Here is a 26,554-nt window from a genome sequence, read left to right on the forward strand (position 1 = left end):
AGTGTGCGCATCGTCGCACCGAAGTCGTCGGCGCTGTGGGCACGTCGGCTACCCAAACGTGCCGTTGTCAGGCAGGCTGTGGGAATGATTCGTCCCCCCTTCATGGCGCGTGTCGCCGCTGGAATCGCCGTGACGGCCGTCGAAGAGGCCAGGAAGCTGCCGACCACCGCAGCGACCCTGCCCATGACCGCGGTCAGTCAGGTGCTGCAGACCACGATGCGTGTTCAGCAGTCCATGACGGCGCTGGCCATCAAGGGCGACCAGGCTTTCGCACTGATCAACTGGACCCACGACGACGAGCAGCCGGCCTGGGCCGTCTTCGACGACGACACCGATCCGGAACCTGTTGTCGACGGCGTGACTGACGAGCGGCCGGCCGGACCGGGCCGGTTCGCCCTGTACTCGCTGAGCCCGCAGGAAGAGAGCACTCCCGAGAAGGTCTCGACCCCGAAGGCTGCTCCCGCCGCCACGACCAACGGCTCGGCCCCCGTGACGTCGGCGAGCAAGAAGGCCGCGACCTCCGCGCCGACGGTGGCCGAACCCGAGATCGCCGTCGTACTCGACTACGGCACGCTGACGCTCGCCCAGCTGCGGGCGCGCCTGCGCAGCCTGTCCGTCGAAGACCTCACGACGCTGCTGGACTACGAGAACGCGACCCTGGCACGCGCGCCGTTCCAGACCATGCTGACCAACCGCATCACCTCCGCCAAGGCCAAGTGACCTCCGCACAGCCCCGCGCAGCCAGTACCGGACCGAGTACCGCCGAGCAGCCCTGGCCGGTCCGCACCGTGTCGGCCAAGGTCGCACAGTGGATCGACCGGCTCGGGAGTGTCTGGGTCGAGGGGCAGATCACCCAGATCAACGCGCGTCCGGGAACCCGGACCGCGTTTCTTGTGCTGCGGGATCCGTCCGTGGACATGTCGTTGTCGGTGACCTGTTCCCCGCAGCTGTTGCAGAACTCCCCCGTCCCGCTCACCGAGGGCAGCCGGGTGGTGATGTTCGGCAAGTTGTCGTTCTACACGGGCCGAGGGTCGGTCTCGCTGCGGGTGACGGAGATCCGCGCGATCGGGATCGGTGAACTCCTCGCCCGAATCGAGCGGTTGCGCGCGCTGCTGGCCGCGGAGGGTCTGTTCGACCCTCGGCTGAAGCGTCCGTTGCCGTTCCTGCCGGGCACCATCGGGCTGATCACCGGTCGCGCGAGCGCCGCCGAGCACGACGTCCTCAGTGTGTCGCAGCGCCGCTGGCCCGCCGTGCGCTTCGAGGTGCGCAACACCCCGGTGCAGGGCGCGACCGCCGTGCCGCAGATCCTCGACGCATTGAAGGAACTGGACGCCGACCCGCACGTCGACGTGATCATCCTCGCGCGCGGCGGCGGCAGTGTGGAGGATCTGCTGCCGTTCTCCGACGAGACGCTGTGCCGCGCGATCGTTGCCTGCCGAACACCGGTGGTCAGCGCCATCGGCCACGAGCCGGACAGTCCGCTCAGCGATCACGTCGCCGACCTGCGGGCCGCGACACCGACGGATGCCGCCAAGCGGGTGGTGCCGGACGCGGTCGCCGAGCAGGCACTCGTCGGCGAATTGCGGTCGCGGAGCGCGGCTGCGCTGCGCAACTGGGTGCAGCGCGAGTCGCACCTGATCTCCCAGCTGCGGAGCCGGCCGGTACTCGCCGACCCGCTGCGCGCACTCGACCACCGGTCGGACGAGGTCGAGCGACTGCGGGAGGCCGGGCGACGCGATGTCAGCCGGGCGATCGCCGCGGAGAGCACCACGATCGAGCACCTTCGTGCACGGCTGACGACCCTCGGGCCCGCCGCGACCCTGGCCCGCGGCTACTCCGTGGTTCAGCGGATCGTGCCCGACGGCGATCCCGAGGTACTGCGTTCGGTCGACGACGCCCCACCGGGCACCCAGATTCGCGTTCGAGTCGCCGACGGCGCAATCCGTGCCGCGGTGATGGGAAAGGACAAGTAGGACATGAGTAAGCCCACCGGAAACGACACCGACATCGCGGAGCTCGGTTACGAGGCGGCGCGCGACGAACTCGTCGACGTGGTCAAGGTGCTCGAACAGGGCGGCCTCGACCTCGACGCGTCACTCGCACTGTGGGAGCGGGGCGAGGCCCTGGCCAAACGCTGCGAGGAACACCTCGCCGGGGCGCGCAAGCGCGTCGAGACGGCCCTCGCCCACGCCGAGGACGAGGGCTGACCCTCCCTCGATCGTCAGGCGGCGAGGATCGGGGCGTCGGCCGCGGCGGTGGTGAGCTGCTCGAACGCCTCGGGTGACGCACTGCCCGTCACGAGGAGCCGGACGTCGCCGAAGTCGGAGACCCAGATCGGCTCGACACCCTCCCCGCCGTACACGATCCAGCTGTGACCTGCGACGTCCTCGGTTCCCGTCGCCGTACGCGGACCACCGGCGACGAACGGCACGAGCACCGTCTCGACGGCATTGCTCTGCGTCAGCTGGATGTAGCGGCCGGCCTCGGTAATGAATCCGACGGTGCTCGAATCGCCGCCGCCGTCGCCGCTGACGATGCTGCGGCTGCCCGAGTTGGGCGTCCAGCCCTCCGGCGTCTCCGGCTTGCGCACCGGGAACGGCAGGTCCTGGGCGTCGTACTTCAGCGCCGCGTCGACGTCGAAGCTGGGGATCGGGCCACTGGTGGGCCCGCCCGGGCTGAACGTGCACTGGCTGGCGATACCCGCGATCAGTACGCAGAACAGGACAAGGGGTACGAGCGACCACACCATGTCGCGGTTGTTGTGCAGGATGCGGGGTTTATCGGATGCCACGCCCACCAGTATCCAGGGTCGGTCCCGGAACAACGATTCTCGGTCCCGTGATTCGCGCCCCAGCAGCGCACGTCACACTTCTTTCTGGGAGAATCAGCAGGCGAGATCCACCCGACACTCGGCGGCCGACGGCCACCGACACAGCGTCGACGTACAACGTCGACCGTGACTGCACCAGGAGGCACTGCCCATGACGGCTAGCACCACTTCGAGTCGCCGCGAGGCCCCGGACCGAAATCTTGCTCTTGAATTGGTCCGAGTCACCGAGGCTGGTGCGATGGCTGCCGGTCGCTGGGTCGGCCGTGGCGACAAGGAGGGTGGCGACGGCGCCGCCGTCGACGCCATGCGCCAGCTCGTGAGCTCGGTCTCGATGCGCGGCGTCGTCGTCATCGGCGAGGGCGAGAAGGACGAAGCCCCGATGCTGTTCAACGGCGAAGAGGTCGGCAACGGCGACGGACCCGAATGCGATTTCGCCGTCGACCCGGTCGACGGAACCACCCTGATGGCGAAGGGCATGCCCAACGCGATCGCCGTCCTCGCGGTCGCCGAGCGCGGCGCGATGTTCGACCCGTCTGCCGTGTTCTACATGGAGAAGATCGCCGTCGGCCCCGACGCCGCCGATGTCATCGACATCACAGCGCCCGTCGCCGAGAACATCAAACGCGTCGCGAAGGTCCGCAAGGCGTCCCCCTCCGACGTGACGGTCTGCATCCTCGACCGTCCGCGGCACGCCCGGCTCATCCAGGAGGTCCGGGACACCGGCGCCCGGATCCGTCTCATCTCCGACGGCGACGTCGCGGGTGCGATCGCCGCCGCGCGTCCGGAGTCGGGCACCGACATCCTGATCGGCACCGGTGGCACGCCCGAGGGCATCATCGCCGCCGCCGCCATGCGCTGTATGGGTGGTTCGCTGCAGGGCCGGCTGGCCCCGACCGACGACGCCGAGCGTCAGAAGGCCATCGACGCAGGCCACGACCTGGACCGTGTGCTCACCACCGAAGATCTCGTGTCGGGTGAGAACGTCTTCTTCTGCGCCACCGGCGTCACGGACGGCGACCTGCTCCGCGGCGTCCGCTACTACGGCGGCGGCGCCTCGACCCAGTCGATCGTGATGCGGTCGAAGTCGGGCACCGTCCGCATGATCGACGCGTACCACCGTCTCGAGAAGCTGCGCGAGTACTCGTCCGTGGACTTCACGGGCGAAGACGGCGCCGTTCCGCCGACGTTCTAGGCAGCTCCGCTGCCCGTGCGCCTTTCCGGTAGCTCCGGCTACCGGAAAGGCGCACGGGGAGCGCCCCACGACGCGCTCGGAAGTGGCATGTTTGACGCATGACCGAGAGCAACGAGCAGCAGTACCGGATCGAACACGACACCATGGGCGAGGTGCGGGTGCCCGTGGATGCCCTGTGGCGCGCGCAAACTCAGCGCGCCGTCGAGAACTTCCCGATCAGCGGTCGAGGTCTCGAGCGCACCCAGATACGTGCGATGGGTCTGCTGAAGGCAGCCTGTGCGCAGGTCAACAAGGATCTCGGCCTCCTCGACGCCGAGAAGGCGGATGCCATCATCGCGGCGGCGGGCGAGATCGCCGAAGGCAAGCACGACGATCAGTTCCCCATCGACGTCTTCCAAACGGGCTCGGGCACCAGTTCCAACATGAACGCCAACGAGGTGATCGCGTCGATCGCCGCGGCGAACGGTGTGGTCGTCCACCCCAACGACGATGTCAACATGTCGCAGTCGTCCAACGATACGTTTCCCACCGCGACGCACGTCGCGGCCACCGAGTCCGCGGTGAAGGACCTCCTCCCCGCCCTCGACCACCTGCGCCTGGCCCTGCTCGACAAGTCCACCGAGTGGAAGACCGTCGTGAAGTCGGGCCGCACCCACCTCATGGACGCCGTCCCGGTGACCCTCGGCCAGGAGTTCGGCGGTTACGCCCGTCAGATGGAGGCGGGGATGGAGCGGGTCGTGGCCTGCCTTCCCCGGCTCGGTGAGCTGCCCATCGGCGGCACCGCGGTCGGAACGGGGCTCAATGCCCCCGACGGGTTCGGCCCGAAGGTCGTCGCCGAACTGGTCAAGGCGACGGGAGTCGACGCCCTCACACCGGCGAAGAACAGTTTCGAGGCGCAGGCGGCGCGGGACGGGCTGGTGGAGGCGTCCGGCGCGCTGCGCACGATCGCGGTGTCCCTGACCAAGATCGCCAACGACATCCGCTGGATGGGATCGGGGCCGCTCACCGGTCTCGGCGAGATCCGTCTCCCCGACCTGCAGCCCGGCAGTTCGATCATGCCCGGCAAGGTCAATCCGGTGCTCCCGGAGGCGGCCACCCAGGTCGCCGCTCAGGTGGTCGGCAACGATGCCGCGGTCGCGTGGGGCGGCGCCGCGGGCGCGTTCGAGCTCAACGTCTACATCCCGATGATGGCGCGGAACCTGCTCGAATCGTTGACGTTGCTGGCCAACGTCACGCGGCTGTTCGCCGACCGGTGCGTCGTGGGGCTCGTCGCGAACACCGAGCACCTCAAGACCCTCGCGGAATCGTCGCCGTCCATCGTGACGCCACTGAACTCCGCGATCGGGTACGAGGAGGCCGCGGCTGTCGCCAAGCAGGCGCTGAAGGAGAAGAAGACCATCCGCGAGACCGTCGCCGCCCGCGGTCTGATCGGCGACAAGCTGAGCGAGGAGGAACTCGACAAGCGTCTCGACGTGCTGGCGATGGCGAAGGTCAAGGACTGACCCGGCCGACGGAGAGGGCCCGCACTCGCCGGAGTGCGGGCCCTCTCGCGCAGAAGTCTTACAGCAGCGCGGACAGCTCGTCGCGGGCCTTCTCGCCCTCCGGGCCGAGATCGGTGCGCCCAGCGATGTTCCAGGAGCGAAGCAGCGGCGCGAACACCTTCTCCCCCTGCTGGGCGGGGTCGTAGATGCCGGCCTCGGCGAGCACGGCGGTGCTGTCGGTTCCGCCGGGCAGGGCCACGCTCGGCACGTCGAAGGCCTCGATCCGCGATGCGATGGCCCGCATCGTCTGGTCGGGTACCAGCTCGAACGCGGCCTCGACGAGGTTCCGGTAGAACAGCGACTGCAGTTCGTCGTCCGTGGCCAGCCGCTCGGCGATCACGGCCACCAGCGGGTCCTCGCCGAGTGCTGCCGTGTTGTGATGACGCACCGCCGCGGCCTTCTCCTCGAACGCGGAGTTCGCGAGCATCTCGAGCAGGTGCATCGGCGGCATCGCGTAGCCGCGGACCATCTCGTCCATCCGGGCGCGCTCGAGGGCGACGGGGTCGACGGCGCGCGTCACCATCAGGTAGTTCCGGAGCACGATGGAGTGCCGGTTCTCCTCCGCGGTCCAGCGGCCCACCCAGCGCCACCACGGGCCCACCTGGGCGAGGTGCTTGGCGATCTCCCGGTGGTACGCGGGGACGTTGTCCGCCACCAGCACACCCACCGTCAGTGCGAGCGCCTCGACGTCGCTCAGGGTCGACTGATCTGCCGACCAATCCGTTCCACCCATGAACGCGAAGTTCTTGCCCTGGTCCCACGGGACCAGATCGTGCGGCTGCCAGCCGTCCGCCTCGGCGATGTGACGTGTGAGGTTTTCGTCCACCACCGGGGCCAGCTCACTGAGCAGCTGCGAGTCATTCTTTTCAATCGGCATCCGCACACCGTAGCGTCCGCGCCCGGGCGCCGGGTCGACCACTGGTGAATTCGACGGGAACAACGGCGGCGTTGTGACGAAAACAGCCTGGTCATGGGCTTGCAGTCGTTACGCTGGCAGTTCACGGTTACCCCGGGCCCGAGCAGAGGATCACCCATGCGCAGACAGCGGAACCTGACGATACTTCTGTCGGCTCTCGCGCTCGGCGGGTCACTGGTGACGGGTTGCGGCTCCGACGCAGACGACGCCGGTTCCGCCTCGACGTCCGGCGCGAACCCCACCTCGGAGTCGTCGCAACCGAACCCGGGGACGGTCGCGGGCGTCGATATCCCGGACGGTCAGATCGACGACGCCGTGGGCCGTCTCGACGACCTGGCGAACGAGCTGATGGAGAGTTCCGGACTGCCGGGCATGGCGGTCGCCGTCGTCCACGGTGGGCAGACCGTGTACGCGAAGGGATTCGGCGTGCGCGAGGCCGGCACCGATCAGAAGGTGGACGCCGACACCGTGTTCCAGCTGGCGTCGATGTCGAAATCGGTGGGGTCCACGGTGGTGGCCCACCAGGTCGATGCCGGTGTCGTCGGCTGGGACACTCCCGTGGTGTCCAAGTCGCCCGGTTTCGCCCTCGCGGACCCGTGGGTCACCGAGCACGTCACGGTGGGCGATCTGTACTCGCACCGGTCCGGGTTGCCCGACCATGCCGGCGATCTGCTCGAGGACCTGGGTTACAACCAGCAGCAGGTGCTCGACAAGCTCCGGCTCGAACCGCTGAACCCGTTCCGGATCACCTACGAGTACACCAACTTCGGCCTCACCGCGGCGGCGGAGGCCGTCGCGGCGGCGTCCGGGACGGACTGGGCCACGCTGTCCGAGCAGACGATCTACCAGCCGCTGGGGATGTCGTCCACGAGTTCGCGATTCGCCGAGTATCAGGCCCGCAGCGACCGCGCTGTCGCGCACCAACTCGTCGACGGCAAGTACGTCGCCGACGCGGTACGCGACCCCGACGCCCAGTCCCCCGCAGGCGGGGTGAGCTCCTCCGTCAACGACATGGGCAAATGGCTGGCGATGCTGCTGGCCGACGGAACGTTCGAGGGCAAGGAGATCGTGTCACCCGAGGCACTGCTCCCCGCGGTCAGTCCTCAGATGGTGTCCAGCCCACCGCGGTCGATGGACAGCCGTCCGGGGTCGTACGGGTACGGGTTCAACGTCTCGACCACCCCGGCAGGGCGGGTTTCCCTCAGCCATTCGGGCGGGTTCCAGCTCGGGGTGGCGACGAATTTCGTCGCGATACCGTCCGCCGACGTCGCCATCGTCGCGCTGACCAACGGGTCGCCCATCGGCATCCCCGAGTCCCTCACCGCCGAGTTCGCCGACCTCGTGCAGTTCGGGGAGATCCGCGAGGACTGGAGGTCGTTGTACCGGCAGGCCATCGCGCCGATGGACGAGCCCGAGGGCAGTCTCGTCGGCCAGACGGCCCCCGCGAACCCGGCACCGCCGCAGCCCCTCCCGACCTACGCGGGCACCTACGGCAACCCGTACTGGGGTCCCGCCGTCGTCACCGAGAGCAACGGTGCGCTGACGCTCCAGCTCGGACCCGCCGGGCAGACCTTCCCACTCACCCACTGGGACGGCGACACCTTCACTTTCACACCCCGCGGTGAGAACGCCCCACCCGGAACCATCTCGAAGGCCACGTTCGCCGGCAACAACGTCACACTCGAGTTCTACGACACGGAAGGCCGGGGGACATTCGTCCGCTGAGCCGACACATCGACGGGAAGAAGATCATGAGCACGAACTCGCACGCACCCACGGGAACCGCTCGAACGGACACGGCAGATGTCCAGGCGGTCCGGGCATTCCTGGACGCACTCGTCGCCGGCGACCCGGACGCCGCGCAGCAGTATCTGCACCAGGACATCGTGTGGCACAACGTGTCCCTGCCCAAGATCCGCGGACTCGGCTCCGTCATGCGGATACTCCGCGGAATGAGCCGCCCCGGTGTCGGATTCGACGTGCGGCTGCACCACATCGCCGGCGACGGTACGGCCGTGCTGACCGAACGCACCGACGTCCTGATCTACAAGCGGCTGCGCAGCGAATTCTGGGTGTGCGGCACGTTCGAGATGAAGGACGGCAAGATCGCCGTCTGGCGCGACTACTTCAGCAGCCGAGACTTCCTGTGGGGCACGCTCAAAGGTATCGTGCGCGCCTTCTGACGTTTCCGCCCGATGCCGCACGGACCGTGCGGCATCGGGCGGATCACGCTGCGGGGCAGGCGCCTACGGCGTCGGCCCGAACTCCTCCAGCATCTCCGTCACGAGCGCCGCGATCGGCGAACGCTCACTGCGCGTCAACGTGACGTGCGCGAACAGCGGATGCCCCTTGAGCTTCTCGATCACCGCGGCCACACCGTCGTGACGTCCGACCCTCAGGTTGTCGCGCTGCGCGACGTCGTGAGTGAGGATCACCCGGGAGCCGGTGCCGAGCCGGGACAGCACCGTGAGCAGCACGTTGCGTTCCAGCGACTGCGCCTCGTCCACGATCACGAACGAATCGTGCAGTGACCGGCCGCGAATATGCGTGAGTGGCAACACTTCCAGCATGCCGCGGCTGATCACCTCGTCCATCACCTCGGTGCTGGCGAGGCCGTCGAGAGTGTCGAAGACCGCCTGGGCCCACGGGCCCATCTTCTCGCTCTCACTACCCGGCAGGTAGCCGAGTTCCTGCCCGCCCACCGCGTAGAGCGGCCGGAAGACAACGACTTTCCGCTGGGTACGGCGCTCGAGCACCGCCTCCAGCCCCGCCGTCAACGCCAGCGCCGACTTGCCGGTGCCCGCCTTGCCGCCCAGCGACACGATGCCCACACTGTCGTCCAGCAGGATGTCCAGGGCGATCCGCTGCTCGGCCGAACGTCCGTGCAGACCGAATGCCTCACGCTCCCCCCGCACCAACTGCACCCGCTTGTCGGCGTTCACCCGGCCCAGTGCGCTCGACGAACCGCCCAGCAGCCGAATACCCGTGTGGCACGGAAGTTCCCGAGCCTCCTCCAGATCGACGACACCCTCGGAGAACAGTTCGTCGATCGATGAGGACGCCACATCCAGTTCGGTCATACCCGTCCAACCGGACGGAACGACGTCGTGGGCGTGGTACTCGTCGGCGGGAAGACCCACCGCCCCGGCCTTCACACGCAGCGGGATGTCCTTGCTGACCAGGACGACGTCACCGCCCTCGGCCTCGAGGTTCAGGGCGCAGGCCAGGATCCTCGAATCGTTGCTGTCCGTGCGGAATCCGACCGGGAGAACCGACGGGTCGGTGTGGTTCAGCTCGACCTGCAGGGTGCCGCCCTCGGTGCCGATCGGCACGGGCTGGTCGAGACGACCGTATTCCAGACGGAGGTCGTCGAGCATGCGCAGCGATTCTCTTGCGAACCATCCCAACTCGTGGTGGTGCCGCTTCCCTTCGAGCTCGCTGATCACGACGAGGGGAAGCACCACACGGTGCTCGGCGAACCTGGTGACGGCCCAGGGGTCGGACAGCAGTACGGAGGTGTCGAGTACGAATGTACGAACTGCAGAATCCGACGATTTCCTGGGGGCGGCGGACGAACGTCCGACGCGGGCTGAGACGGAGCGTGAAGCAGTCACGTTGGCTCCTAGGTCTGCGTGGCACCCACGCAAACTCGGTTCGCTGGACCGGTCCGTCCCTGGTGTGTCACCACACGAGGGCCGGGCGCCGGCCCCCTCGCACTGAGTGTGTCAGCCACGATCAGGACCTCCCGTACAAGCAACTTCCCCGCTGCCTGTTACCCCCGACGGTACTGCCAAACACGCCGGACGGCCGTGCGAGCGGCGGGCGTGTCGGTGAACATCAAGTTACGCGGAGGCGCCTGCGGCGCCCGTGCGTGGTTAACGAGTCCTTGCACTCGCAGGCCACGCACGGGCGGTGGAGCCGCCTAGATCAGGCGCCAGTCCTCGAGTCCCTCGTACAGCGGGAAGTCGGCGGCGAGCTTGGACACGCGGGACTTCAGCGTCTCGACGTCGGACGATCCGGCGAGTGCGGTGCCGATGATGTCGGCGACCTCGGTGAACTGCTCGTCCCCGAATCCACGCGATGCGAGCGCCGCGGTGCCGATCCGGAGGCCGGACGTGACCATCGGCGGGCGCGGGTCGAACGGCACCGCGTTGCGGTTGACGGTGATGCCGACCTCGTGGAGGAGGTCCTCACCCTGCTGGCCGTCGAGCTGCGAGTTGCGCAGGTCGACGAGCACGAGGTGGACGTCGGTGCCGCCGGTGAGGACGCTGACGCCCTTGTCGACGACATCGGCGCCGGTCAGGCGCTCGGCGAGGATCTTGGCGCCGGTCAGGGTGCGCTGCTGGCGGTCCTTGAACTCCTCGGTGCCCGCGATCTTCAGGGAGACGGCCTTGGCGGCGATGGCGTGCATCAGCGGCCCGCCCTGCTGGCCGGGGAAGACGGCGGAGTTGAGCTTCTTCGCCCATTCCTGCTTGGCGAGGATCAGGCCGGAGCGCGGCCCGCCGAGCGTCTTGTGGACGGTGCTGGACACGACGTCGGCGTAGGGCACGGGCGACGGGTGCAGCCCGGCAGCGACCAGGCCCGCGAAGTGCGCCATGTCGACCCACAGGTACGCGCCGACCTCGTCGGCGATGGAACGGAACGCGGCGAAGTCCTCGTGACGCGGGTATGCGGACCAGCCGGCGACGATGACCTTCGGCTGCGCGGCGACGGCGATCTTGCGGACCTCGTCCATGTCGATGCGGTGGTCTTCCTTGCTGACCCCGTACGACTCGACGTCGTAGAGCTTGCCGGAGAAGTTCAGCTTCATGCCGTGCGTGAGGTGGCCGCCGTGCGCCAGGTCGAGGCCGAGGAGCTTCTCACCCGGGTTCATCAGGGCCATCAGGACCGCCGCGTTGGCCTGTGCGCCGGAGTGCGGCTGGACGTTCGCGAAGTCGGCGCCGAACAGTTCCTTGGCGCGGGTGCGGGCGAGATCCTCGATGACGTCGACGTGCTCGCAGCCGCCGTAGTAGCGGCGTCCCGGGTATCCCTCGGCGTACTTGTTGGTGAGGACGCTGCCCTGAGCCTGGAGGACCGCGCGGGGAACGAAGTTCTCCGACGCGATCATCTCCAGCGTGTCGCGCTGACGGGCCAGCTCACCTGCCATGGCCTGGGCGACTTCGGGGTCGAGTTCGGCGAGGGGGGCCGTGTTGACGTCGGTACCGGGCACAGCGGTCATCGAGGGATCTCCAAGCTGGATGCGGAAACGAATGCTCCCAGTCTACGAAGTATCCGTGAGGACTTCCTAACCGCCCGCGGTGAGGTACCCCTCACCGGCGCGCAGGACGCTGGGAACGAGCGGCTCGTCGAGCAGTCGACGGAACCGCTCCGACCGCTCCGCGCCGACGGGCACCTCGGCCAGCCAGCCGCCGAGCAGGCGGTATCCCTCCACGTAGGTGCTGGTGTACGCCCGCCACAGCGGCGAGGACAGGAACCGCAGCGACTGCCGGGCCCGCTCAGGGGTCGACAGACTCCACCGCTGCAGGAACGCCGCGACGTCGTCGTGGCTGCGACCCTCGTCGTGCAGCATCATCGCCGCGTCCTGCCGCACACCGAGCAGCTGCCCGGACGCCCCGGACAAACGTTGCGCCTGCTCACCGTCGAATCGCAGGCCGAGGTCGGCGTAGATTTCCTGCGCCCACAGCCCCCAGTCGGACCCGACGATCGATTCGAGCGCGAGGTCCGCGAGGCCCTCGGCCATCAGGCACTGCGGGGTGTTGACGACGAACAACGTCTGCTCGAGCTGTCCCGACCCGACGAGTCCGGCTTCCTTGCGGCAGTGCTCGGTGTGGTGGCCGGGGTACGACTCGTGCGCGATCAGCCGCGGCAGGTTCGACATGTGCTGCTCGAGGTCGGAGTTGATCGCGACCCGGGACCGGTAGTCGCCGAGGTAGTAGTTGAACCCCGACCACGGCTTGTCGCCCACCACCTCGTACTCCACGACCTCCGAGTCGGGCAGTGCGTAATCCTCCCGCACGAGGTCGCGCAGGGCACTCGAGAAGGCGTCGACACATTCCTGCAACCGGTCCGCGGGGATCTCGTCCTTCGCGCGGTGGGCCTGGATGCGTTCGGCGAGCGGCCCCGTTCCGGGCAGCACGGCGTCCATCTTGCGGTGCGCCTCCCGGTACTGCTCCTCGTCGCCGCGTTCGATGCGGACGTCGAAGTACGCCTCGACCTCGTCGACGAAACCGACGTCGTCGCCCGCGAACTTTCGCCCCGAGCATTCGAGGGCACGGAGATGGACGTCGAGGAACCGGGTCCGCTCCTCGGACAATCCGGCCGACGGCAATTCCGCGCGGAGGTTCGCCGCCGTGCGCGCGAGGTCGCGCGGATCGGGCTTCGGCGCGTTCTCCACCTGCCTGCGCAGCGCGGGATCGCCGGTATACGCGTCGACGAATCCTTCCTCCAGCCGGTCGAAACCCAGCCCGAGCAGCAAGTATTCGCGTACGAACGAAACGGATTCCATGCCGTCCGACCTTAGTCGCAGACGCGTGTTCCCGACCCGCCGACAGCGCAGCCTGTGGCACCAAGCACAATCCGACTATGCAACCGCTACTCGCCAGCGCAACGACGACGGCAGAGATTCTGGGCATGGACCGCTCACTCCCCCGTGTACCCGAGTGTGAGCGGAACTGATGGCGCGGACGAGCGAACCCAGTCCGTACGTCGAATTCGACCGGAAGCAGTGGCGCACACTGCGTAAGTCGACGCCACTCGTCCTGACCGAGGAAGAGCTGTACGGACTGCGGGGCCTCGGCGAGCAGATCGACCTCGAAGAGGTCGCGGAGGTGTACCTGCCGCTGTCGCGTCTCATCCACCTGCAGGTCGCGGCCAGGCAGCGACTGTTCGCAGCGACCGCGACGTTCCTCGGCGAGAAGCACCCCGACCAGCAGGTGCCGTTCGTGATCGGCGTCGCCGGCAGTGTGGCGGTCGGCAAATCCACGACGGCCCGTGTCCTCCAGGCCCTCCTCGCGCGGTGGGAGCACCACCCGCGCGTCGACCTGGTGACGACGGACGGCTTCCTGTATCCGACGGCCGAACTGAACCGCCGTGGGATCATGCACCGCAAGGGCTTTCCCGAGAGTTACGACCGCCGGAAGTTGCTGCGGTTCGTCACCGAGGTGAAGTCGGGGGCCGAGGAAGTGGCCGCACCGGTCTATTCACACATCTCGTACGACATCATCCCGGGCCAGTACCACCTGATCCGGCAGCCCGACATCCTCATCATCGAGGGTCTCAACGTGCTGCAGACCGGACCACGGCTGATGGTGTCGGATCTGTTCGACTTCTCGATCTACGTCGACGCCCGCATCGAGGACATCGAGAACTGGTACATCCAGCGTTTTCTCGCGCTGCGGAAGACGTCGTTCTCCGACCCCGACGCGCACTTCCACCACTATGCGGGATTGTCCGACCGGGACGCGACGGCTGCCGCTCAGGAGATCTGGCACAACATCAACCGGCCGAACCTCGTGGAGAACATCCTGCCGACGCGTCCGCGTGCCACGCTCGTGCTGCGCAAGGACGCCAATCATTCGATCAACCGGCTGCGGCTGCGGAAGCTGTAGGTGAGTGGCGAAGTGTGTTCCGGCACGCTTCGCCACTCACGTCAGACGCCGAAGCGGCGGTGCCGGGCGGCGTAGTCGCGGAGCGCGCGGAGGAAGTCGACGCGGCGGAACTCGGGCCAGTACGCCTCCGTGAACCAGATCTCGGAATAGGCGCTCTGCCACAGCAGGAACCCCGACAGCCGCTGCTCCCCCGACGTGCGGATCACGAGGTCGGGGTCGGGCTGGCCGGACGTGTAGAGGTGACCGTCGATGCCGTCGACTGTGATCGATTTCACCAGTTCGTCCCCCGACAGTCCCGCGAGGAGTTTCTCGCTCAGCAGCGACTGCACGGCGTCGGCGATCTCCTGGCGGCCGCCGTAGCCGATCGCGACGTTGACGTGGGTGCCGGTGCGCCCCTCGGTCCCGGCAGCCGCGTCACGCAGACGGCGGGACTGTTCAGAGGGCAGGAGGTCGAGGGCGCCGACGATCTTGACGCTCCAGTTCTTGTCGGGGCCGGAGATCTCCTCGACGACGTCCGTGATGATCTCGAGCAGGGTGTCGAGTTCCCCGGGGTCGCGGCGCAGGTTCTCGGTGGACAGCAGGTAGATGGTGGCCATCTCGATGCCCGCGGCGTCGCACCACCCGAGCATCTCGGAGATCTTCAGGGCACCCATGCGGTGGCCGTGACTGACGTCCTCGAAGCCGTTTTCCCGGGCCCACCGCCGGTTGCCGTCGCACATCACGGCAATGTGCCGAGGGTGCTGTAGACCGTCGAGCCGCTTCAGTAGCCGACGCTCGTAGATGCTGTACAGCAGTCCTCGCGCACTCACCTGGAGATCACCATGACACGCAAGAGTACGCCGCACCCGAAGGTGCTCCGCGACGGCCGTCACACAGCACACGGCTTGCCGCTACCGACGGGTACGCTCTCACCACAGGCTAACCTACGGTTGCGTAGGTTAGCGCCACGCACAGCGAGAAGAGGTGTTCAGTGACCGCTTTCGGCCTCGACGAACTGCCCGTCAAGCCCCGACTGCGAGGGTGGATCCACCTGTGGGCGTTCGGCGTCTCCGTGATCGCCGGCATCGTCCTCGTCACACTGTCGGGCACCCAGGTGTCCGGGGAAGCGGCGCTCGCCACCGCCGTCTACAGCCTCACGGTGTGCGGTGTGTTCGGGGTCAGCGCCACCTACCACCGCATCCACTGGAACACCGTCAAGGCCCGCACGTGGATGAAGCGCGCGGACCACTCGATGATCTTCCTGTTCATCGCCGGCAGTTACACCCCGTTCGCGGTGCTGGGGCTTCCGCCCGACACGGGCCGGACGCTGCTGATCGTCGTGTGGGCGGGGGCGCTCGCCGGGGTCGCACTGAAAATGCTGTGGCCGACGGCGCCGCGCTGGGTCGGGGTGCCGCTCTACCTGCTGCTCGGCTGGGCCATCGTGCCGGTCGCACCCGAACTGACGCACGAGGTCGGTGTCGTCCCGATGGTGCTGCTGCTGATCGGCGGCATCCTGTACTCGGTGGGCGCGATCCTCTACGCCACCAAGTGGCCCAATCCCTGGCCGACCACGTTCGGGCATCACGAGTTCTTCCACGCCGCCACCGTCATCGCGGCCCTGTGCCACTACATCGCCGTGTGGCTGGTGGTGTTCCGGTAGGCCGGACTACCGGCTCAACGCAGCACCCAGGTCCTCGATCGTCGTCACCGGGCGGTCGCACACGAACCCGCGGCACACGTACGCCGCGGACGCGCCGCCGACCAGCGGCCGGTCGGCGAGCAGCGGTGACGAGTCCGGTGCGCCGCCTACCACGACGGCACCACCGGGAGCGAGTCTGCGCGCCTCCCGGAGCAGGGCGGAATCGCCGTCGGTTGCGACGGCCACCTGGATCGGGCCGCGCACCGACGCCGCCGCCACTGCGAGCCAGTGCCCGGCCGATCGCGGTGCGCGCTCCAGAAGCAGTGCCACCCGGTCGAGCGATTCGGCGGCCGCGGTCGCGTACCGTCCCGACGCCTCCGCGTCGGCCACCGCAGCCGCGGTGAGCAGCGCCTCGACCAGACACGACGCCCCGGACGGCGTCGCACCGTCGACCGGGTCGCGGGGACGGGTCACCAGGGACTCGGCGTCGTCGGCGGTGTCGAACCAGCTTCCCGGCCGCTCGTCGTCGGCGAAATGGATCAGGGCGCGGTCCAGCAGCGCCTGCGCGTGCGTCAGCCACTCACTGTCGCCGGTCGCCTGATACAGCGCGAGGAGGCCCGTCGCCAGGCAGGCGTAGTCCTCGAGTACCCCGGCCGATTCGCCCACCGACGTTCCCAGGGACGCCCTCCGCAGGCGCCCGTCGACGACGTGCAATCCCAGCACCGCACGCGCGCAGTCGGCGGCCGCGGCCACCCACTCCGGCCTGCCGAGCCCGGCACCGGCCTCGGCGAGCGCGGTGATCGTGAGTCCGTTCCAGGCGGTGACCACCTTGTCGTCGCGTCCCGGCTGCGGCCGCATCGCACGCCGGGCGAGCAGCGTGCCCCGGATCCGGCGCCAGCGGTCCCAGTCGTCCGGATCGTGCGGAAGCTGCAGGACGGACGTGCCCGCCTCGAACGTCCCGTCCGCAGTCACCGCGAACACCCGGGCCGCCCACTCCCCGTCCTCGGTCCCGAGGATCTCGACGAGCTGCCCAGGGGTCCACACGTACGTGAGTCCCTCGACACCCTCCGTGTCGGCGTCGAGGGCGGACGCGAACGACCCGTTGTCGGTGCGCAGATCGCGCAGCAGGAACTCGACGGTCTCCTCGGTGACCCGGACGGCCAGGTCCGAGCCCGTGCGCCGGCCCAGGTGCGCGTACGCGCGCAGCAGCTGGGCGTTGTCGTAGAGCATCTTCTCGAAGTGCGGCACCACCCACGCGGCGTCGACCGAATAGCGGGCGAAACCGCCGCCGAGCTGGTCGTAGATGCCGCCGCGCGCCATCGCCGACGCCGTCCGCGCCACGACGCCGAGCACCTCCTCGTCACCGGACCGCTCGTACGTGCGCAGCAGGCCTTCCATCAGCGCGGACGGCGGAAACTTGGGGGCTCCGCCGAACCCGCCGCGGTCGGCGTCCTCGTCCCGCAGCACGGCTCCGGCGGCCGCATCCAGCAGGGCCGCGTCCACTCGGACATCACCCTCGGGGATGCCGCCGGCTCCCCGCCGCAGTTCGGCGACCACCGAGGCGGCCGCGTCGTCGACGTCACCGCGGCGGTCCCGCCACGTGTCGGCGATGGCGCTCAGCAGCTGGGTGAACGACGGCATGCCGCCGCGCGGCTCGGCCGGGTAGTAGGTGCCGCAGTAGAACGGGGCGCCGTCGGGAGTGAGGAAGCACGTCATCGGCCAGCCACCCTGACCGGTCATCGCGACGGTGGCGTTCATGTACACGGCATCGAGGTCGGGACGCTCCTCACGGTCGACCTTGACGCACACGAAATGCTCGTTCATCAGCGACGCCACCGCCGCGTCCTCGAAGGACTCGTGGGCCATCACGTGGCACCAGTGGCACGCCGAATATCCGATCGACAACAGGATCGGGACGTCCCGCTCGCGCGCCCACTCGGTCGCCTCCGGACCCCACTGCTGCCAGTGCACGGGGTTGGCGGCGTGCTGTCGCAGATAGGGGCTGGTGGACCCACCGAGTGTGTTCTGTGCGCGTGGGTCCATCTCCAGCTCCTGTTCGACTACTTCTGCAGGTTGGGTGGGGTGTCCGTGGGCTTCGGCGGCTCGGTGCTGCTCGCCCCGCCACCGTGGATCGCGCCGCGGTCGGTGCCCTCGTCCACTTCCTGGTCCGGTTCGGGATGCTCCGGCTCGAACGTCTCGGGCAGATTCTTGAGCTTCTTGTTCATCGAACGCACCAGCAGCACCACACCCGCGAGCAGCGCGAGAATGACGACGAGGCCGATGGGCGACGCCTTGCCGAACTCGGGACCCGACGGGGTGCTCGGCGTCTGCGCCAGGACGTCCGCCGTGCCGGCCAACAGGTTCACGGTCAACGCATTCACGGCTGTCCGTCCTCGGTGATGCCCGCGAACAGGTCGTTCTCCGGGATGGAGGTGGTGACCCGGGTCTTGGCGAGTTCGAATTCCTCGGTCGGCCAGATCTTCTGCTGGATTTCCAGCGGAACCGCGAAGAACGAGCCGTTCGGGTCGATCTGCGTCGCGTGGGCCCGCAACGCGTCGTCACGCTGCGGGAAGTAGTCGCCGCACGTGATCTGGGTGGTGACGCGTGCCATCAGGTCGCCCTGCTCGGTCTTCCACTTCTTGAGCCACTCGGCCATCGGGAACTCTTCGCCGCGGCGGTCGTACTCCTCCTGGAACTGCAGCAGACGCTTCCGGATGAAGCCGTGCGAGTAGTAGACCTTCTGCACCTTCCACGGTTCCCCGGCGTCGGGGAACCGCTCCGAGTCGGCAGCGGCCTCGTACGCGGCCATCGACACCTCATGGCAGCGGATGTGATCGGGGTGCGGGTAGCCGCCGTTCTCGTCGTACGTGGTCATGACGTGCGGACGGAACTCGCGGATCACCCGCACCAGGGCCTCGGTCGACTCCTCGAGCGGAACGAGCGCGAAGCAGCCCTCCGGCAGCGGCGGCTTCGGGTCGCCCTCGGGCAGACCGGAGTCGACGAATCCCAGCCACTGGTGCTGGACTCCGAGGATGCGCGCGGCCTCGGCCATCTCCTCGATGCGGACCTCGTGGATGCGGTCACGCACCCCGGGCACGTCCATCGCGGGGTTGAGGATGTCGCCACGTTCACCCCCGGTCAACGTCACGACCTTCACTTCGTTGCCCTCTGCGGCGTAACGGGCCGTTGTCGCGGCACCCTTGCTCGACTCGTCGTCGGGATGGGCATGGACGGCCATGAGCCGGAATCCGCTCACGTATTCGTTCACCTCAACTTCGCCAGTAGCCGTTGCCGGCTTGTCCGTGTCGCGCGCTCTCGCCCTCCGCCATCACTGACGGCGCACTGACGCACGTCCTCTATAGTTCCACCCGAGAGTTCCGCTTGCAGCCGTGCCCCCGCTCGAGTGCTGTGAGTTACGTGGAACCGGAGCTGTACGAGAGTTGAGAGATGACGAGAACGCTTCCCCCGGGCCGATACACAGCCGCAGCAAAGCCTGCGCGCCCGAAGCGCTGGCTCGTGTGGGCGCTGACCGCGGCGGTCGTGGTCGTCGGTGTGATCGTGGCGTTCGTCGCCTACGACAAGTTCGCCGTCTCCGAGATCGACAGTGAGGCCACGTCGTTCGATCTGGTGAGTGATTCGCAGCTGGACATCACGTTCACCGTCACCCGCGAGGATCCGTCACAGGCGGTGGTCTGCATCGTCCGCTCCCGGTCCAAGGACGGTTCCGAGACCGGTCGGCGCGAGGTCTACATCGCCGGCGGCGAGGACCAGACGGTGAAAGTCACCGCCCCCGTCTACACGTCCCGCCCGCCCGCGATGGGCGACATCTACGGCTGCAGCCTGGACGTTCCTGCCTATCTGACCCGCGGCTGACACCGGCGCACCCGAGCGACCGTTCGGGTTATTCGGGGTTTGCGCTCCCCGATCGTGCTAGAATCGCCTGGTACACGGTTCCGGTTTGGAACCGTGTATTGCTGCATTGGCGGCAAGGCGGAAATCGAACGGCCCCGGCCGTCGAATTCCGCCGAGCCGTTGATCACTGCTGTTGCAGTGGTCTGTCGAGGGAGCCCGGCGGCTCCAACTACGAGGGAGTGATCGAGATGACCGAGACCCAGGTGACCTGGCTGACCCAGGAGTCACATGACAGGCTCAAGAGCGAACTCGACCAGCTCATTGCCAACCGTCCGGTCATCGCCGCCGAGATCAACGAGCGTCGCGAAGAGGGCGATCTGAAGGAGAACGGTGGCTACCACGCGGCCCGCGAAGAGCAGGGCCAGCAGGAGGCACGCATCCGCCAGCTTCAGGAACTCCTGAACAGCGCGAAGGTCGGCGAAGCGCCCACCCAGTCCGGTGTCGCACTGCCCGGCTCCGTGGTGAAGGTGTACTACGACGGCGACGAGAAAGACACCGAAACGTTCCTGATCGCCACCCGCGAAGAGGGTGCACGCGACAACAAACTCGAGGTCTACTCCCCCAACTCCCCGCTGGGTGGGGCACTGCTCGAGGCGAAGGTCGGCGAAACCCGCGAATACACGCTGCCCAACGGCAGCAGCATGAAGGTGACGCTCGTCAGCGCGGAGCCGTACCACAGCTGATCTCGGATCCACCGCCGAAAACTCCGGTCCGGGCCCAGTGCCCGGGCCGGAGTTTTCTGCTGTGACGCCCGGGATCGGGATCAGAAGACCCTGCGGGCCTTCATGTCGGCGAACACGGGGCCGATGCGCACCACGTCACCCGTCGTCGGGGCGTGCAGCATCTGGCCGTTCCCGACATAGATCGCCACGTGTCCCGGACCACCCGACTGCCAGTTACCGAACAGCAGGTCACCGGGCCTGGCCTGCGACAGCGGCACCTCCACACCCACATGCCACTGCGTTTCCGACGTGCGGGGCAGTTTGACGCCGGTTGCGGCGTACACGGCGAACGAGGTCAGCCCCGAGCAGTCGAAACCGCCGCCGGACGGTCCGTTGATGTTGCCGCCGCCCCACACGTACGGCAGCCCGATGAACCGCATGGCCGCCTCGACGACGCGGCTCGTGTCACCGGCGGCCGCACCGTAGAAGAACGGCGACAGCATCCGCGCGAACGACTCCTCCAGCGATCGGATCCGCGCGACGTACGGCTGCGTTTCGTGCTCGTAGTCGAACTTGCCCGCGGGCATGCCACCGGCGGTCCGGACCGCACCCGCCCCGGCGTTGTAGGCGGCGATCGTGAGGTCGAGGGTGTCACCCTTGACCACACCTTCCTTCTTCCAGCCCTCGATCTGCCCGAACAGGTCGCACAGCATCTGACCGGACGCCATCATCGGGTCGGCGACGCCGTTGATGTCGACCTTGCCGTCGCCGTCCGCGTCCTTGCCGTACTTGGCCCAGGCCGGGGGCATGAACTGGCCGGGTCCGCGGGCGCCCGCCCGGGACACCGGTGAGTTCGCGCCGTAGCGGAAACCGTTCTCGACGGAGTACAGGGCCGCCAGGGTCGGCGGCTTGATGCCCTCGCACAATGACCCGGCCTTGCGGATCCACGGAGCGAAGACGGCGATGGCGCCGACCGGCGCGAGCGAGACACCGGGGAAGCCGGCGGGGACGGACGGGATCAGCGATCCGAGTCCGCTGATCAGGGCCGGGACCCCGGGCAGAGCGGCGAGGCCCCCGATCGCCGTGCCGACGTCGGGGGCGCTCATCGCGGGCGGCTGGTCGAGTGGTGTGTCCGGGAGTGCCAGTGGGGGAACCGGGGCGGGCGGCGGCGCCGCCTCGACGGCGGGCGGCGGTGGAATGTAGGGGTCGGTTGCCTGCTTCACCACATCCGAGGCCTGGGCCACCATCTGCTCGGCCTGCACGCGGGCCGGTTCCGGGAGGGTCGATATCGCGTCGTTTACTTGTTTCTGAACGTCGGGTGAGGCCTGCTCGACCACCTGAATTGCTTCGGCTGCTTGATCTTTCACCGGCTGCGGTATGTCCGCTCCCTGAACGATTGCCCCCGCTGCGGTGGTGATCGCCACGATGATCGCCGCTGCATCAACTGACATACGTGCGCTCCTCCTCCTCGGTGCACCTAACCGAGTGAGTTCACGTTACGACGGGGCACAGCAGGTGCGAGGCGATTCTGCGGGATTGATCCGTTTCCTACCGTGACCTGCGGGAGCGCGGCACCTGGCGAATCACGTCGCCTCGGTCACCCACGCACCGGCACGAAACGTTCGCTGAGGATCGCGACCAGGTCGGCCGGATCCGTGGTCTCGTCGTCCAACATCTCGAGGAGTGTCGTGCGCTGAGCCGGCGCGATCGGTTCGATTTCTCCGAAGATCTGCCATGTGTCACCCGCAGGGACGACGCGGGCACAGATCAGATTCCCGACGTGCAATTGCCGGCTCGCGGTACGTTCCCTGATCGCGTGCAGGTCACCGGTGCGCAGGTCCCGCGGTGTCAGACCCACACCCGGCCGGACCTCCTCCACCTCGTGCACCGACCGTTCGATCTCCTGCCACTGCCGTGCGAGTGCTAACTCGTCCGGGGGCAGCAAGTCGCCACGGCTGTCGACGAAGTCGGTGAACGCACCGCCTTCGAACAGCGCGACGTCGGCAACCAGCGGGTCGTCCAACGCCTCGAACAGCGCTTCCTCACCCACCCAGTACTCGGACCGAATTTCGGCGAACTCCAAGATCCGATCCCGCCAGCCGAGCTCCTCCGCGTGCAGCTTCGACTTCTGGTACAGCCACGCGGCCCGCTCGGACAACGGATGGTCACCCTTTCCGAGGTGACATATCTTGTACTTCTTCCCCGACCCGCACCAGCAGGGATGGTTTCGGCCCAGTCCCGGCCTGGGAGTCGGCTGACTGTCTCGTCCGCGAACCTGTCCGCGCCCTCGTCCGCGACCGAGAACTCGAATCCATCGACGTCGGGCTCCCCGGATGCGAGGTGCAGGATCGGCTCGAAATCCTCCACCTCCACGACGTCGGCCGAGATCTCCCGCGCGGTGAGGCGGTGTGTGAGGACGCGGCCCGCGAGCAGAACGTCGAGTGCGACCTTTCGGTCGTCGGGGAGAATCCCGAGAAGCGGCGCGTCGAAGTCCTCGACGAATTCGATCAGCTCGTCGATGTCTCCCCTACCCGAATCCGCAAGCGCGACCGTCAGCTCCCGGTCGGAAAGGGGGCCGCGCTCCCGCAGCAAACCCATAGCGGCATCGAGCAGTTCGTCATGGTCTGCGATCACGGATCCGGTCGTAGTGACGACTCCGTCACGCCGACGGCTGTCCGGCACGACTGCGCACAACTGCATGTGACACGCCGGGCGTGCGCTGCACTAGTGCGCACTCGGCGAGGAGAGACAGATTCTTCCCAGGTTGTTCTAAGGTTCTTCGGGGAAGCTGGTCGGCATGAGTGAAGACCGACGGATTTCCCGCCTGCTTCCCGTTCGCCGCGTCCTGGCGGCAGCCGGAATCGCCGGACTGGTCGCCGGTGGTGGTATGGCGGCGGCAGCGGACCCCGCGACCCCCGATTCGACGATGGCCGCGCCCCTCGTCTCGGCCGGATTCGGCACTCCGGACGCCGTGTCCAGCGGTTCCTGACATCGCGCGACCGGAGAACCACCACATGACCAGCGCACGCAGCGCAACCGAATGGTCCACCTGGGGTGTGCACGCACGCATCGTCGTCACCGACCCCGACGCCCTGAGCTCGGCGTCGAACTTGATCCGCGGTTACCTCGCGGCCGCCGATGCCGCCGTCAACCGGGACCGCGCGGACTCCGAGATCCGCTCGCTCGACGAGGGCCCGAACACGGTCACCCCGATGTTCGCCCGGTTCCTCACCGACGCCCTCGCCGCAGCGCGGACCACGGAGGGCGCACTCGACCCCACGGCGTCGGCCCCCGCACCCCAGTCGTGGCGGTCGATCACCGTCGACGGCACCGAGGTCACGCTCCCCGCCGGGGTGGAACTCGACCTGACGGCCACCGCGCGGGCGAGTTCCGCCGACCACTGCGCATCGACGACGGCGGAACTTCTCGGGTGTGGCGTCCTGGTGGCGCTCGGCGGAGACATCGCCACCGCCGGGACCACACCACCGGGCGGCTGGCAGGTCCAGGTCCAGGACCTGCCGGGCGACCCCACCTGCCAGGTGTCGATCCCGTCGGGTGCGGCCGTGGCGACCGCCAGCACCGTCAAGCCGCTGCACCCCGACTCGATCTCGTTGTGGCGGACCGTGTCCGTGGTGGCCGGGTCGTGCACCACCGCGCACGCGTCCAGCACGGCCGCGGTCGGGATGGGCGGCGGTGCGATCGACTGGCTCACCAACCTCGAGCTGCCTGCCCGGCTGGTGGATCAGGAGTTCCGGGTGACCACCCTGGGCGGGTGGCCGAGCTAGGTCCGCCTACTCCTGCAGGCGAACCGCGTACTGGGCGTCGCGCAGGGCGTCGAGGAGATCCTGCCGGTGGCCGGGACCACGGGTCTCGACGGTGAGGAACACCTCCACCTCGTCGAGCGCGAGCGCACCGCCGGTGCGGGAGTGGACGACGTCCACCACACTGGCGCCGTTGCCGCTGATCACGCCGAGGAGACTGACCAGACCACCCGGTCGGTCCGGAATGGTCACGTGCACACCGAGATACCGTCCGGCCGCCCGGAGACCGTGATTGACGACGTGGGTGAGCAGCAACGGGTCGATGTTGCCGCCGGACAGCACCGCGCACACCTTCCCGGTGAGTCCCAGCTCGTCCGTCGAGCAGCTGATCAACGCGGCCACCGCCGCCGCGCCCGCAGGCTCCACGATGAGCTTCGCGCGTTCGAGGCACAGCAGCAGCGCCCGGGACAGGGCGTCCTCGCTGACCGTGACGATGGCGTCGACCTGCGAGCCGACGTGGGCGAAGGGCACGTCGCCGGGCCGGCCGACCGCGATGCCGTCGGCCATGGTCGACATGGTCTCCAGCGGTATCGGGCGGCCCTCCGCCAGCGAACGCGGCCAGGCGGCCGCCTGTTCGGCCTGGACGCCGACGATCCGCACGTCCGGCCGGGTGGCTTTGACCGCCGCGGCGATGCCCGCGATCAGCCCACCGCCGCCGGTCGGGACGACGAGCGTACCGACGTCGGGTTCCTGCTCGAGGATCTCGAGCCCCACGGTCCCCTGCCCGGCGACGATGTCGACGTGATCGAAGGGATGGATGAGGACGGCGCCGGTCTCGTCCGCGAACTCCTTCGCGGCGACGAGCGCGTCGTCCACGGTGTCGCCGGTCAAGTGGACGGTGGCGCCGTACGCCTTGGTGGCGACGAGTTTCGGCAGGGGTGCGCCGGTGGGCATGAACACGGTGGACGGGATGCCCAGTTCCGTGGCCGCCCAGGCCACGCCCTGCGCGTGATTGCCGGCGCTGGCCGCCACGACCCCGCAAGCCCGTTCCGCGACCGACAGATTCGCGATCCGGTTGTACGCACCGCGCGGTTTGAAAGACCCTGTGCGCTGCAAGTTCTCGCACTTCAGCGACACGACGTGCCCGCAGCGTTCCGACAGCGCCCGGGACGCGATCACCGGCGTCCGGCGCATGACGGGGTCCAGCAGCTTACGAGCTGCTCTGATCTGATCCAGCGTGACAGGCTCCACGCGGGCCAGCATAAGGCCTTCGGCCCGTGCGCCTTTTTGGTAGCGGCGGCAACCAAAAAGGCGCACGGGCGGCGAAGCCGCCTACTACTTCAGTGCCTGCTCGATGTCGCCCACGAGGTCGGCGGCATCCTCGATGCCGACGGACAGACGCACCAGGTCGTCCGGAACCTCGAGCAGCGAACCGGCGGTGGAGGCGTGGGTCATGGCACCCGGGTGCTCGATCAGCGACTCGACGCCGCCGAGCGACTCGGCCAGCGTGAAGATCTCGGTGCGCGAGCAGAAGTCCAGCGCGGCCTGCTTGCCGCCGGCGAGGCGGACCGAGATCATGCCGCCGAAGCGGCGCATCTGCTTCTCCGCGACCTTGTGGCCGGGGTGCGACTCGAGTCCGGGGTAGATGACCTGCGACACCGCGGAGTGCCCGGTGAGCAGTTCGACAACCTTCTCGGCGTTGTCGCTGTGCCGCTCCATGCGCAGGGAGAGGGTCTTGATGCCGCGGAGCGTGAGGAACGCGTCGAAGGGTCCGGGGACCGCGCCTGCACCGTTCTGCAGGAACGCGAACGCCGTGTCGAGTTCCTCGTCGTTGGTGACGAGTGCGCCGCCGACGACGTCGGAGTGTCCGCCGATGTACTTGGTGGTCGAGTGCAGCGCGACGTCGGCGCCCAGCTGCAGCGGCTGCTGCAGGTACGGCGAGGCGAACGTGTTGTCGACGACGATCTTCGCGCCCGCCTCGTGCGCGATGTCGGACAGTGCCTCGATGTCACCGATGTTGAGGAGCGGGTTGGTGGGCGTCTCCACCCATACGAGCTTGGTGTTGGGCCGGATGGCTGCCCGGACCGCGTCCACGTCGGACACCGCGGCGGGCGTGTACTCGATGCCCCACTGGGTGAAGACCTTGTCGATCAGGCGGAACGTTCCGCCGTAGGCGTCGTTCGGAATGACGAGGTGGTCGCCGGGGCGGAGCGCGGCACGGAGCAGGCAGTCGGTGGCGGCCATGCCCGAGCCGAACGCGCGACCGTAGGTGCCCGACTCGAGGGCGGCGAGGTTGGCCTCGAGCGGTCGTCGGGTGGGGTTGCCGGTGCGGGCGTATTCGAATCCGTTACGCATGCCGCCGACGCCGTCCTGCGCGAACGTCGAACTGGCGTAGATCGGGACGTTGACGGCGCCCGTCTGCGGGTCCGGGTCGAATCCTGCGTGCACGGCCTTGGTGGAGAACCCCTGCCAGCTGATGTTGTCCGCTTTGCTGCGCTGCTCACTCATGGCCCCC

At 68.3% G+C, this 26,554-nt stretch carries 26 protein-coding genes and 1 pseudogene; 13 read left to right on the top strand and 14 right to left on the bottom strand.

The genetic code is table 11. The features are described 5' to 3' along the window. Positions 1 to 84 precede the first annotated feature (84 nt). From ACNJ7E_RS36840 to ACNJ7E_RS36850, 3 genes are read left to right on the top strand one after another with little or no spacing between them, the layout of a single operon-like run. Positions 85 to 720, top strand: coding sequence for a lipid droplet-associated protein (locus ACNJ7E_RS36840; protein ID WP_280781548.1), 636 nt, complete (start codon positions 85 to 87; stop codon positions 718 to 720). Next, positions 717 to 1,973 (top strand): exodeoxyribonuclease VII large subunit, encoded by a 1,257-nt coding sequence (gene xseA / locus ACNJ7E_RS36845; protein WP_280781547.1) that lies wholly within the window; start codon positions 717 to 719, stop codon positions 1,971 to 1,973. Before ACNJ7E_RS36840 ends, xseA begins: the two co-directional genes overlap by 4 nt. 3 nt (positions 1,974 to 1,976) lie before the next feature. Continuing rightward, positions 1,977 to 2,207 (top strand): exodeoxyribonuclease VII small subunit, encoded by a 231-nt coding sequence (locus tag ACNJ7E_RS36850; protein WP_280781546.1) that lies wholly within the window; start codon positions 1,977 to 1,979, stop codon positions 2,205 to 2,207. 14 nt (positions 2,208 to 2,221) lie between these two features. Here the strand turns inward: ACNJ7E_RS36850 and ACNJ7E_RS36855 are convergent, their stop codons facing one another. Then, on the bottom strand, positions 2,222 to 2,791 hold the full coding sequence (locus ACNJ7E_RS36855) for a DUF4245 domain-containing protein (RefSeq protein WP_009479114.1): 570 nt from the start codon (positions 2,789 to 2,791) through the stop codon (positions 2,222 to 2,224). 190 nt (positions 2,792 to 2,981) lie between these two features. Between ACNJ7E_RS36855 and glpX the strand changes: the two genes are divergently transcribed. Further along, on the top strand, positions 2,982 to 4,022 hold the full coding sequence (gene glpX / locus ACNJ7E_RS36860; RefSeq protein WP_280781545.1) for a class II fructose-bisphosphatase: 1,041 nt from the start codon (positions 2,982 to 2,984) through the stop codon (positions 4,020 to 4,022). A 98-nt stretch (positions 4,023 to 4,120) separates the two neighbouring features. Further along, positions 4,121 to 5,524 carry a class II fumarate hydratase gene (locus ACNJ7E_RS36865; RefSeq protein ID WP_418342168.1) on the top strand — a complete coding sequence of 468 codons (1,404 nt, stop codon included), beginning with the start codon at positions 4,121 to 4,123 and terminating at the stop codon, positions 5,522 to 5,524. A 58-nt stretch (positions 5,525 to 5,582) separates the two neighbouring features. On the opposite strand, the gene ACNJ7E_RS36870 is transcribed toward ACNJ7E_RS36865, so the two are convergent. Continuing rightward, positions 5,583 to 6,440 carry an acyl-ACP desaturase gene (locus ACNJ7E_RS36870; RefSeq protein ID WP_418342169.1) on the bottom strand — a complete coding sequence of 286 codons (858 nt, stop codon included), beginning with the start codon at positions 6,438 to 6,440 and terminating at the stop codon, positions 5,583 to 5,585. Between the two features lie 156 nt (positions 6,441 to 6,596). Here ACNJ7E_RS36870 and ACNJ7E_RS36875 point away from each other — a divergent pair, with 156 nt between their 5' ends. Both ACNJ7E_RS36875 and ACNJ7E_RS36880 read left to right on the top strand, forming a co-directional pair. Continuing rightward, a complete protein-coding gene (locus ACNJ7E_RS36875) occupies positions 6,597 to 8,204 on the top strand; it encodes a serine hydrolase (RefSeq protein WP_418342170.1) in 1,608 nt (535 codons plus the stop codon). 26 nt (positions 8,205 to 8,230) lie between these two features. Further along, entirely contained in the window at positions 8,231 to 8,662 is a 432-nt protein-coding gene (locus ACNJ7E_RS36880; RefSeq protein ID WP_280781541.1) for a limonene-1,2-epoxide hydrolase family protein, read from the top strand. Positions 8,663 to 8,725: 63 nt separating this feature from the next. Here ACNJ7E_RS36880 and phoH2 read toward each other — a convergent pair whose 3' ends face one another. From phoH2 to ACNJ7E_RS36895, 3 genes are all read right to left on the bottom strand, one after another. After that, complete coding sequence (gene phoH2, locus ACNJ7E_RS36885; RefSeq protein WP_418342171.1) at positions 8,726 to 10,093, bottom strand: RNA 5'-3' helicase PhoH2; 1,368 nt, start codon at positions 10,091 to 10,093, stop codon at positions 8,726 to 8,728. A gap of 308 nt (positions 10,094 to 10,401) precedes the next feature. Next, entirely contained in the window at positions 10,402 to 11,697 is a 1,296-nt protein-coding gene (glyA, locus tag ACNJ7E_RS36890; protein ID WP_005253714.1) for a serine hydroxymethyltransferase, read from the bottom strand. A gap of 66 nt (positions 11,698 to 11,763) precedes the next feature. Continuing rightward, complete coding sequence (locus ACNJ7E_RS36895) at positions 11,764 to 12,984, bottom strand: DUF885 domain-containing protein (protein ID WP_418342172.1); 1,221 nt, start codon at positions 12,982 to 12,984, stop codon at positions 11,764 to 11,766. A 169-nt stretch (positions 12,985 to 13,153) separates the two neighbouring features. Between ACNJ7E_RS36895 and coaA the strand changes: the two genes are divergently transcribed. Continuing rightward, a complete protein-coding gene (gene coaA / locus ACNJ7E_RS36900; protein ID WP_280781538.1) occupies positions 13,154 to 14,086 on the top strand; it encodes a type I pantothenate kinase in 933 nt (310 codons plus the stop codon). A gap of 41 nt (positions 14,087 to 14,127) precedes the next feature. On the opposite strand, the gene ACNJ7E_RS36905 is transcribed toward coaA, so the two are convergent. Further along, the gene (locus ACNJ7E_RS36905; RefSeq protein ID WP_247252984.1) at positions 14,128 to 14,895 is read right to left on the bottom strand and encodes an isoprenyl transferase; all 768 of its coding nucleotides are present in this window, start codon (positions 14,893 to 14,895) and stop codon (positions 14,128 to 14,130) included. Between the two features lie 161 nt (positions 14,896 to 15,056). Between ACNJ7E_RS36905 and trhA the strand changes: the two genes are divergently transcribed. Then, on the top strand, positions 15,057 to 15,725 hold the full coding sequence (trhA, locus tag ACNJ7E_RS36910) for a PAQR family membrane homeostasis protein TrhA (RefSeq protein WP_005253718.1): 669 nt from the start codon (positions 15,057 to 15,059) through the stop codon (positions 15,723 to 15,725). Positions 15,726 to 15,731: 6 nt separating this feature from the next. Here the strand turns inward: trhA and ACNJ7E_RS36915 are convergent, their stop codons facing one another. Genes ACNJ7E_RS36915 through mca form a run of 3 tightly spaced genes read right to left on the bottom strand, consistent with a single transcriptional unit; the run spans position 15,732 to position 18,960 of the window. Further along, on the bottom strand, positions 15,732 to 17,747 hold the full coding sequence (locus ACNJ7E_RS36915) for a thioredoxin domain-containing protein (protein WP_418342173.1): 2,016 nt from the start codon (positions 17,745 to 17,747) through the stop codon (positions 15,732 to 15,734). Positions 17,748 to 17,764: 17 nt separating this feature from the next. Continuing rightward, the gene (locus ACNJ7E_RS36920) at positions 17,765 to 18,085 is read right to left on the bottom strand and encodes a hypothetical protein (RefSeq protein WP_009479102.1); all 321 of its coding nucleotides are present in this window, start codon (positions 18,083 to 18,085) and stop codon (positions 17,765 to 17,767) included. Further along, positions 18,082 to 18,960 carry a mycothiol conjugate amidase Mca gene (gene mca, locus ACNJ7E_RS36925; RefSeq protein ID WP_418342174.1) on the bottom strand — a complete coding sequence of 293 codons (879 nt, stop codon included), beginning with the start codon at positions 18,958 to 18,960 and terminating at the stop codon, positions 18,082 to 18,084. Before mca ends, ACNJ7E_RS36920 begins: the two co-directional genes overlap by 4 nt. Positions 18,961 to 19,151: 191 nt before the next feature. On the opposite strand from mca, the gene ACNJ7E_RS36930 reads away from it, so the two are divergent. Together ACNJ7E_RS36930 and greA are read left to right on the top strand one after the other, a co-directional pair. After that, complete coding sequence (locus ACNJ7E_RS36930) at positions 19,152 to 19,577, top strand: DUF4307 domain-containing protein (protein ID WP_418342175.1); 426 nt, start codon at positions 19,152 to 19,154, stop codon at positions 19,575 to 19,577. A gap of 227 nt (positions 19,578 to 19,804) precedes the next feature. Beyond that, entirely contained in the window at positions 19,805 to 20,299 is a 495-nt protein-coding gene (gene greA, locus ACNJ7E_RS36935) for a transcription elongation factor GreA (RefSeq protein ID WP_005238978.1), read from the top strand. Positions 20,300 to 20,379: 80 nt separating this feature from the next. On the opposite strand, the gene ACNJ7E_RS36940 is transcribed toward greA, so the two are convergent. The 3 genes and pseudogenes from ACNJ7E_RS36940 to ACNJ7E_RS36950 form a co-directional block, all read right to left on the bottom strand. Then, complete coding sequence (locus ACNJ7E_RS36940) at positions 20,380 to 21,729, bottom strand: C40 family peptidase (protein ID WP_105421467.1); 1,350 nt, start codon at positions 21,727 to 21,729, stop codon at positions 20,380 to 20,382. Positions 21,730 to 21,875: 146 nt separating this feature from the next. Next, a complete protein-coding gene (locus ACNJ7E_RS36945; RefSeq protein WP_280781534.1) occupies positions 21,876 to 22,436 on the bottom strand; it encodes a hypothetical protein in 561 nt (186 codons plus the stop codon). Positions 22,437 to 22,478: 42 nt separating this feature from the next. Then, positions 22,479 to 22,781 (bottom strand): annotated as a pseudogene (locus ACNJ7E_RS36950) (hypothetical protein); the annotation flags it as partial. Between the two features lie 294 nt (positions 22,782 to 23,075). On the opposite strand from ACNJ7E_RS36950, the gene ACNJ7E_RS36955 reads away from it, so the two are divergent. After that, entirely contained in the window at positions 23,076 to 23,267 is a 192-nt protein-coding gene (locus tag ACNJ7E_RS36955) for a hypothetical protein (RefSeq protein WP_418342176.1), read from the top strand. Positions 23,268 to 23,292: 25 nt separating this feature from the next. Then, positions 23,293 to 24,063 carry an FAD:protein FMN transferase gene (locus ACNJ7E_RS36960; RefSeq protein WP_418342177.1) on the top strand — a complete coding sequence of 257 codons (771 nt, stop codon included), beginning with the start codon at positions 23,293 to 23,295 and terminating at the stop codon, positions 24,061 to 24,063. A 6-nt stretch (positions 24,064 to 24,069) separates the two neighbouring features. On the opposite strand, the gene ilvA is transcribed toward ACNJ7E_RS36960, so the two are convergent. Further along, the gene (gene ilvA, locus ACNJ7E_RS36965) at positions 24,070 to 25,302 is read right to left on the bottom strand and encodes a threonine ammonia-lyase (RefSeq protein ID WP_280781531.1); all 1,233 of its coding nucleotides are present in this window, start codon (positions 25,300 to 25,302) and stop codon (positions 24,070 to 24,072) included. 72 nt (positions 25,303 to 25,374) lie between these two features. Continuing rightward, positions 25,375 to 26,547 (bottom strand): cystathionine gamma-synthase, encoded by a 1,173-nt coding sequence (locus ACNJ7E_RS36970; protein ID WP_280781530.1) that lies wholly within the window; start codon positions 26,545 to 26,547, stop codon positions 25,375 to 25,377. Positions 26,548 to 26,554: the final 7 nt, after the last annotated feature.

The sequence above is a fragment of the Rhodococcus mengyinensis genome, assembly GCF_048381435.1.
Lineage (GTDB): Bacteria > Actinomycetota > Actinomycetes > Mycobacteriales > Mycobacteriaceae > Rhodococcus_F > Rhodococcus_F opacus_D.

Excerpts from the sequence above, each read along its gene's own strand:
- ACNJ7E_RS36960 (WP_418342177.1), top strand. The coding sequence starts at position 23,293 with ATGACCAGCGCACGCAGCGCAACCGAATGGTCCACCTGGGGTGTGCAC.
- glyA (WP_005253714.1), bottom strand. The coding sequence starts at position 11,697 with ATGACCGCTGTGCCCGGTACCGACGTCAACACGGCCCCCCTCGCCGAA.
- ACNJ7E_RS36840 (WP_280781548.1), top strand. The coding sequence starts at position 85 with ATGATTCGTCCCCCCTTCATGGCGCGTGTCGCCGCTGGAATCGCCGTG.
- ACNJ7E_RS36875 (WP_418342170.1), top strand. The coding sequence starts at position 6,597 with ATGCGCAGACAGCGGAACCTGACGATACTTCTGTCGGCTCTCGCGCTC.
- ilvA (WP_280781531.1), bottom strand. The coding sequence starts at position 25,302 with ATGCTGGCCCGCGTGGAGCCTGTCACGCTGGATCAGATCAGAGCAGCT.
- greA (WP_005238978.1), top strand. The coding sequence starts at position 19,805 with ATGACCGAGACCCAGGTGACCTGGCTGACCCAGGAGTCACATGACAGG.
- ACNJ7E_RS36955 (WP_418342176.1), top strand. The coding sequence starts at position 23,076 with ATGAGTGAAGACCGACGGATTTCCCGCCTGCTTCCCGTTCGCCGCGTC.
- ACNJ7E_RS36915 (WP_418342173.1), bottom strand. The coding sequence starts at position 17,747 with ATGGACCCACGCGCACAGAACACACTCGGTGGGTCCACCAGCCCCTAT.
- ACNJ7E_RS36895 (WP_418342172.1), bottom strand. The coding sequence starts at position 12,984 with ATGGAATCCGTTTCGTTCGTACGCGAATACTTGCTGCTCGGGCTGGGT.
- ACNJ7E_RS36865 (WP_418342168.1), top strand. The coding sequence starts at position 4,121 with ATGACCGAGAGCAACGAGCAGCAGTACCGGATCGAACACGACACCATG.
- ACNJ7E_RS36870 (WP_418342169.1), bottom strand. The coding sequence starts at position 6,440 with ATGCCGATTGAAAAGAATGACTCGCAGCTGCTCAGTGAGCTGGCCCCG.
- ACNJ7E_RS36940 (WP_105421467.1), bottom strand. The coding sequence starts at position 21,729 with ATGTCAGTTGATGCAGCGGCGATCATCGTGGCGATCACCACCGCAGCG.
- coaA (WP_280781538.1), top strand. The coding sequence starts at position 13,154 with ATGGCGCGGACGAGCGAACCCAGTCCGTACGTCGAATTCGACCGGAAG.
- glpX (WP_280781545.1), top strand. The coding sequence starts at position 2,982 with ATGACGGCTAGCACCACTTCGAGTCGCCGCGAGGCCCCGGACCGAAAT.
- ACNJ7E_RS36970 (WP_280781530.1), bottom strand. The coding sequence starts at position 26,547 with ATGAGTGAGCAGCGCAGCAAAGCGGACAACATCAGCTGGCAGGGGTTC.
- ACNJ7E_RS36930 (WP_418342175.1), top strand. The coding sequence starts at position 19,152 with ATGACGAGAACGCTTCCCCCGGGCCGATACACAGCCGCAGCAAAGCCT.
- ACNJ7E_RS36850 (WP_280781546.1), top strand. The coding sequence starts at position 1,977 with ATGAGTAAGCCCACCGGAAACGACACCGACATCGCGGAGCTCGGTTAC.
- ACNJ7E_RS36880 (WP_280781541.1), top strand. The coding sequence starts at position 8,231 with ATGAGCACGAACTCGCACGCACCCACGGGAACCGCTCGAACGGACACG.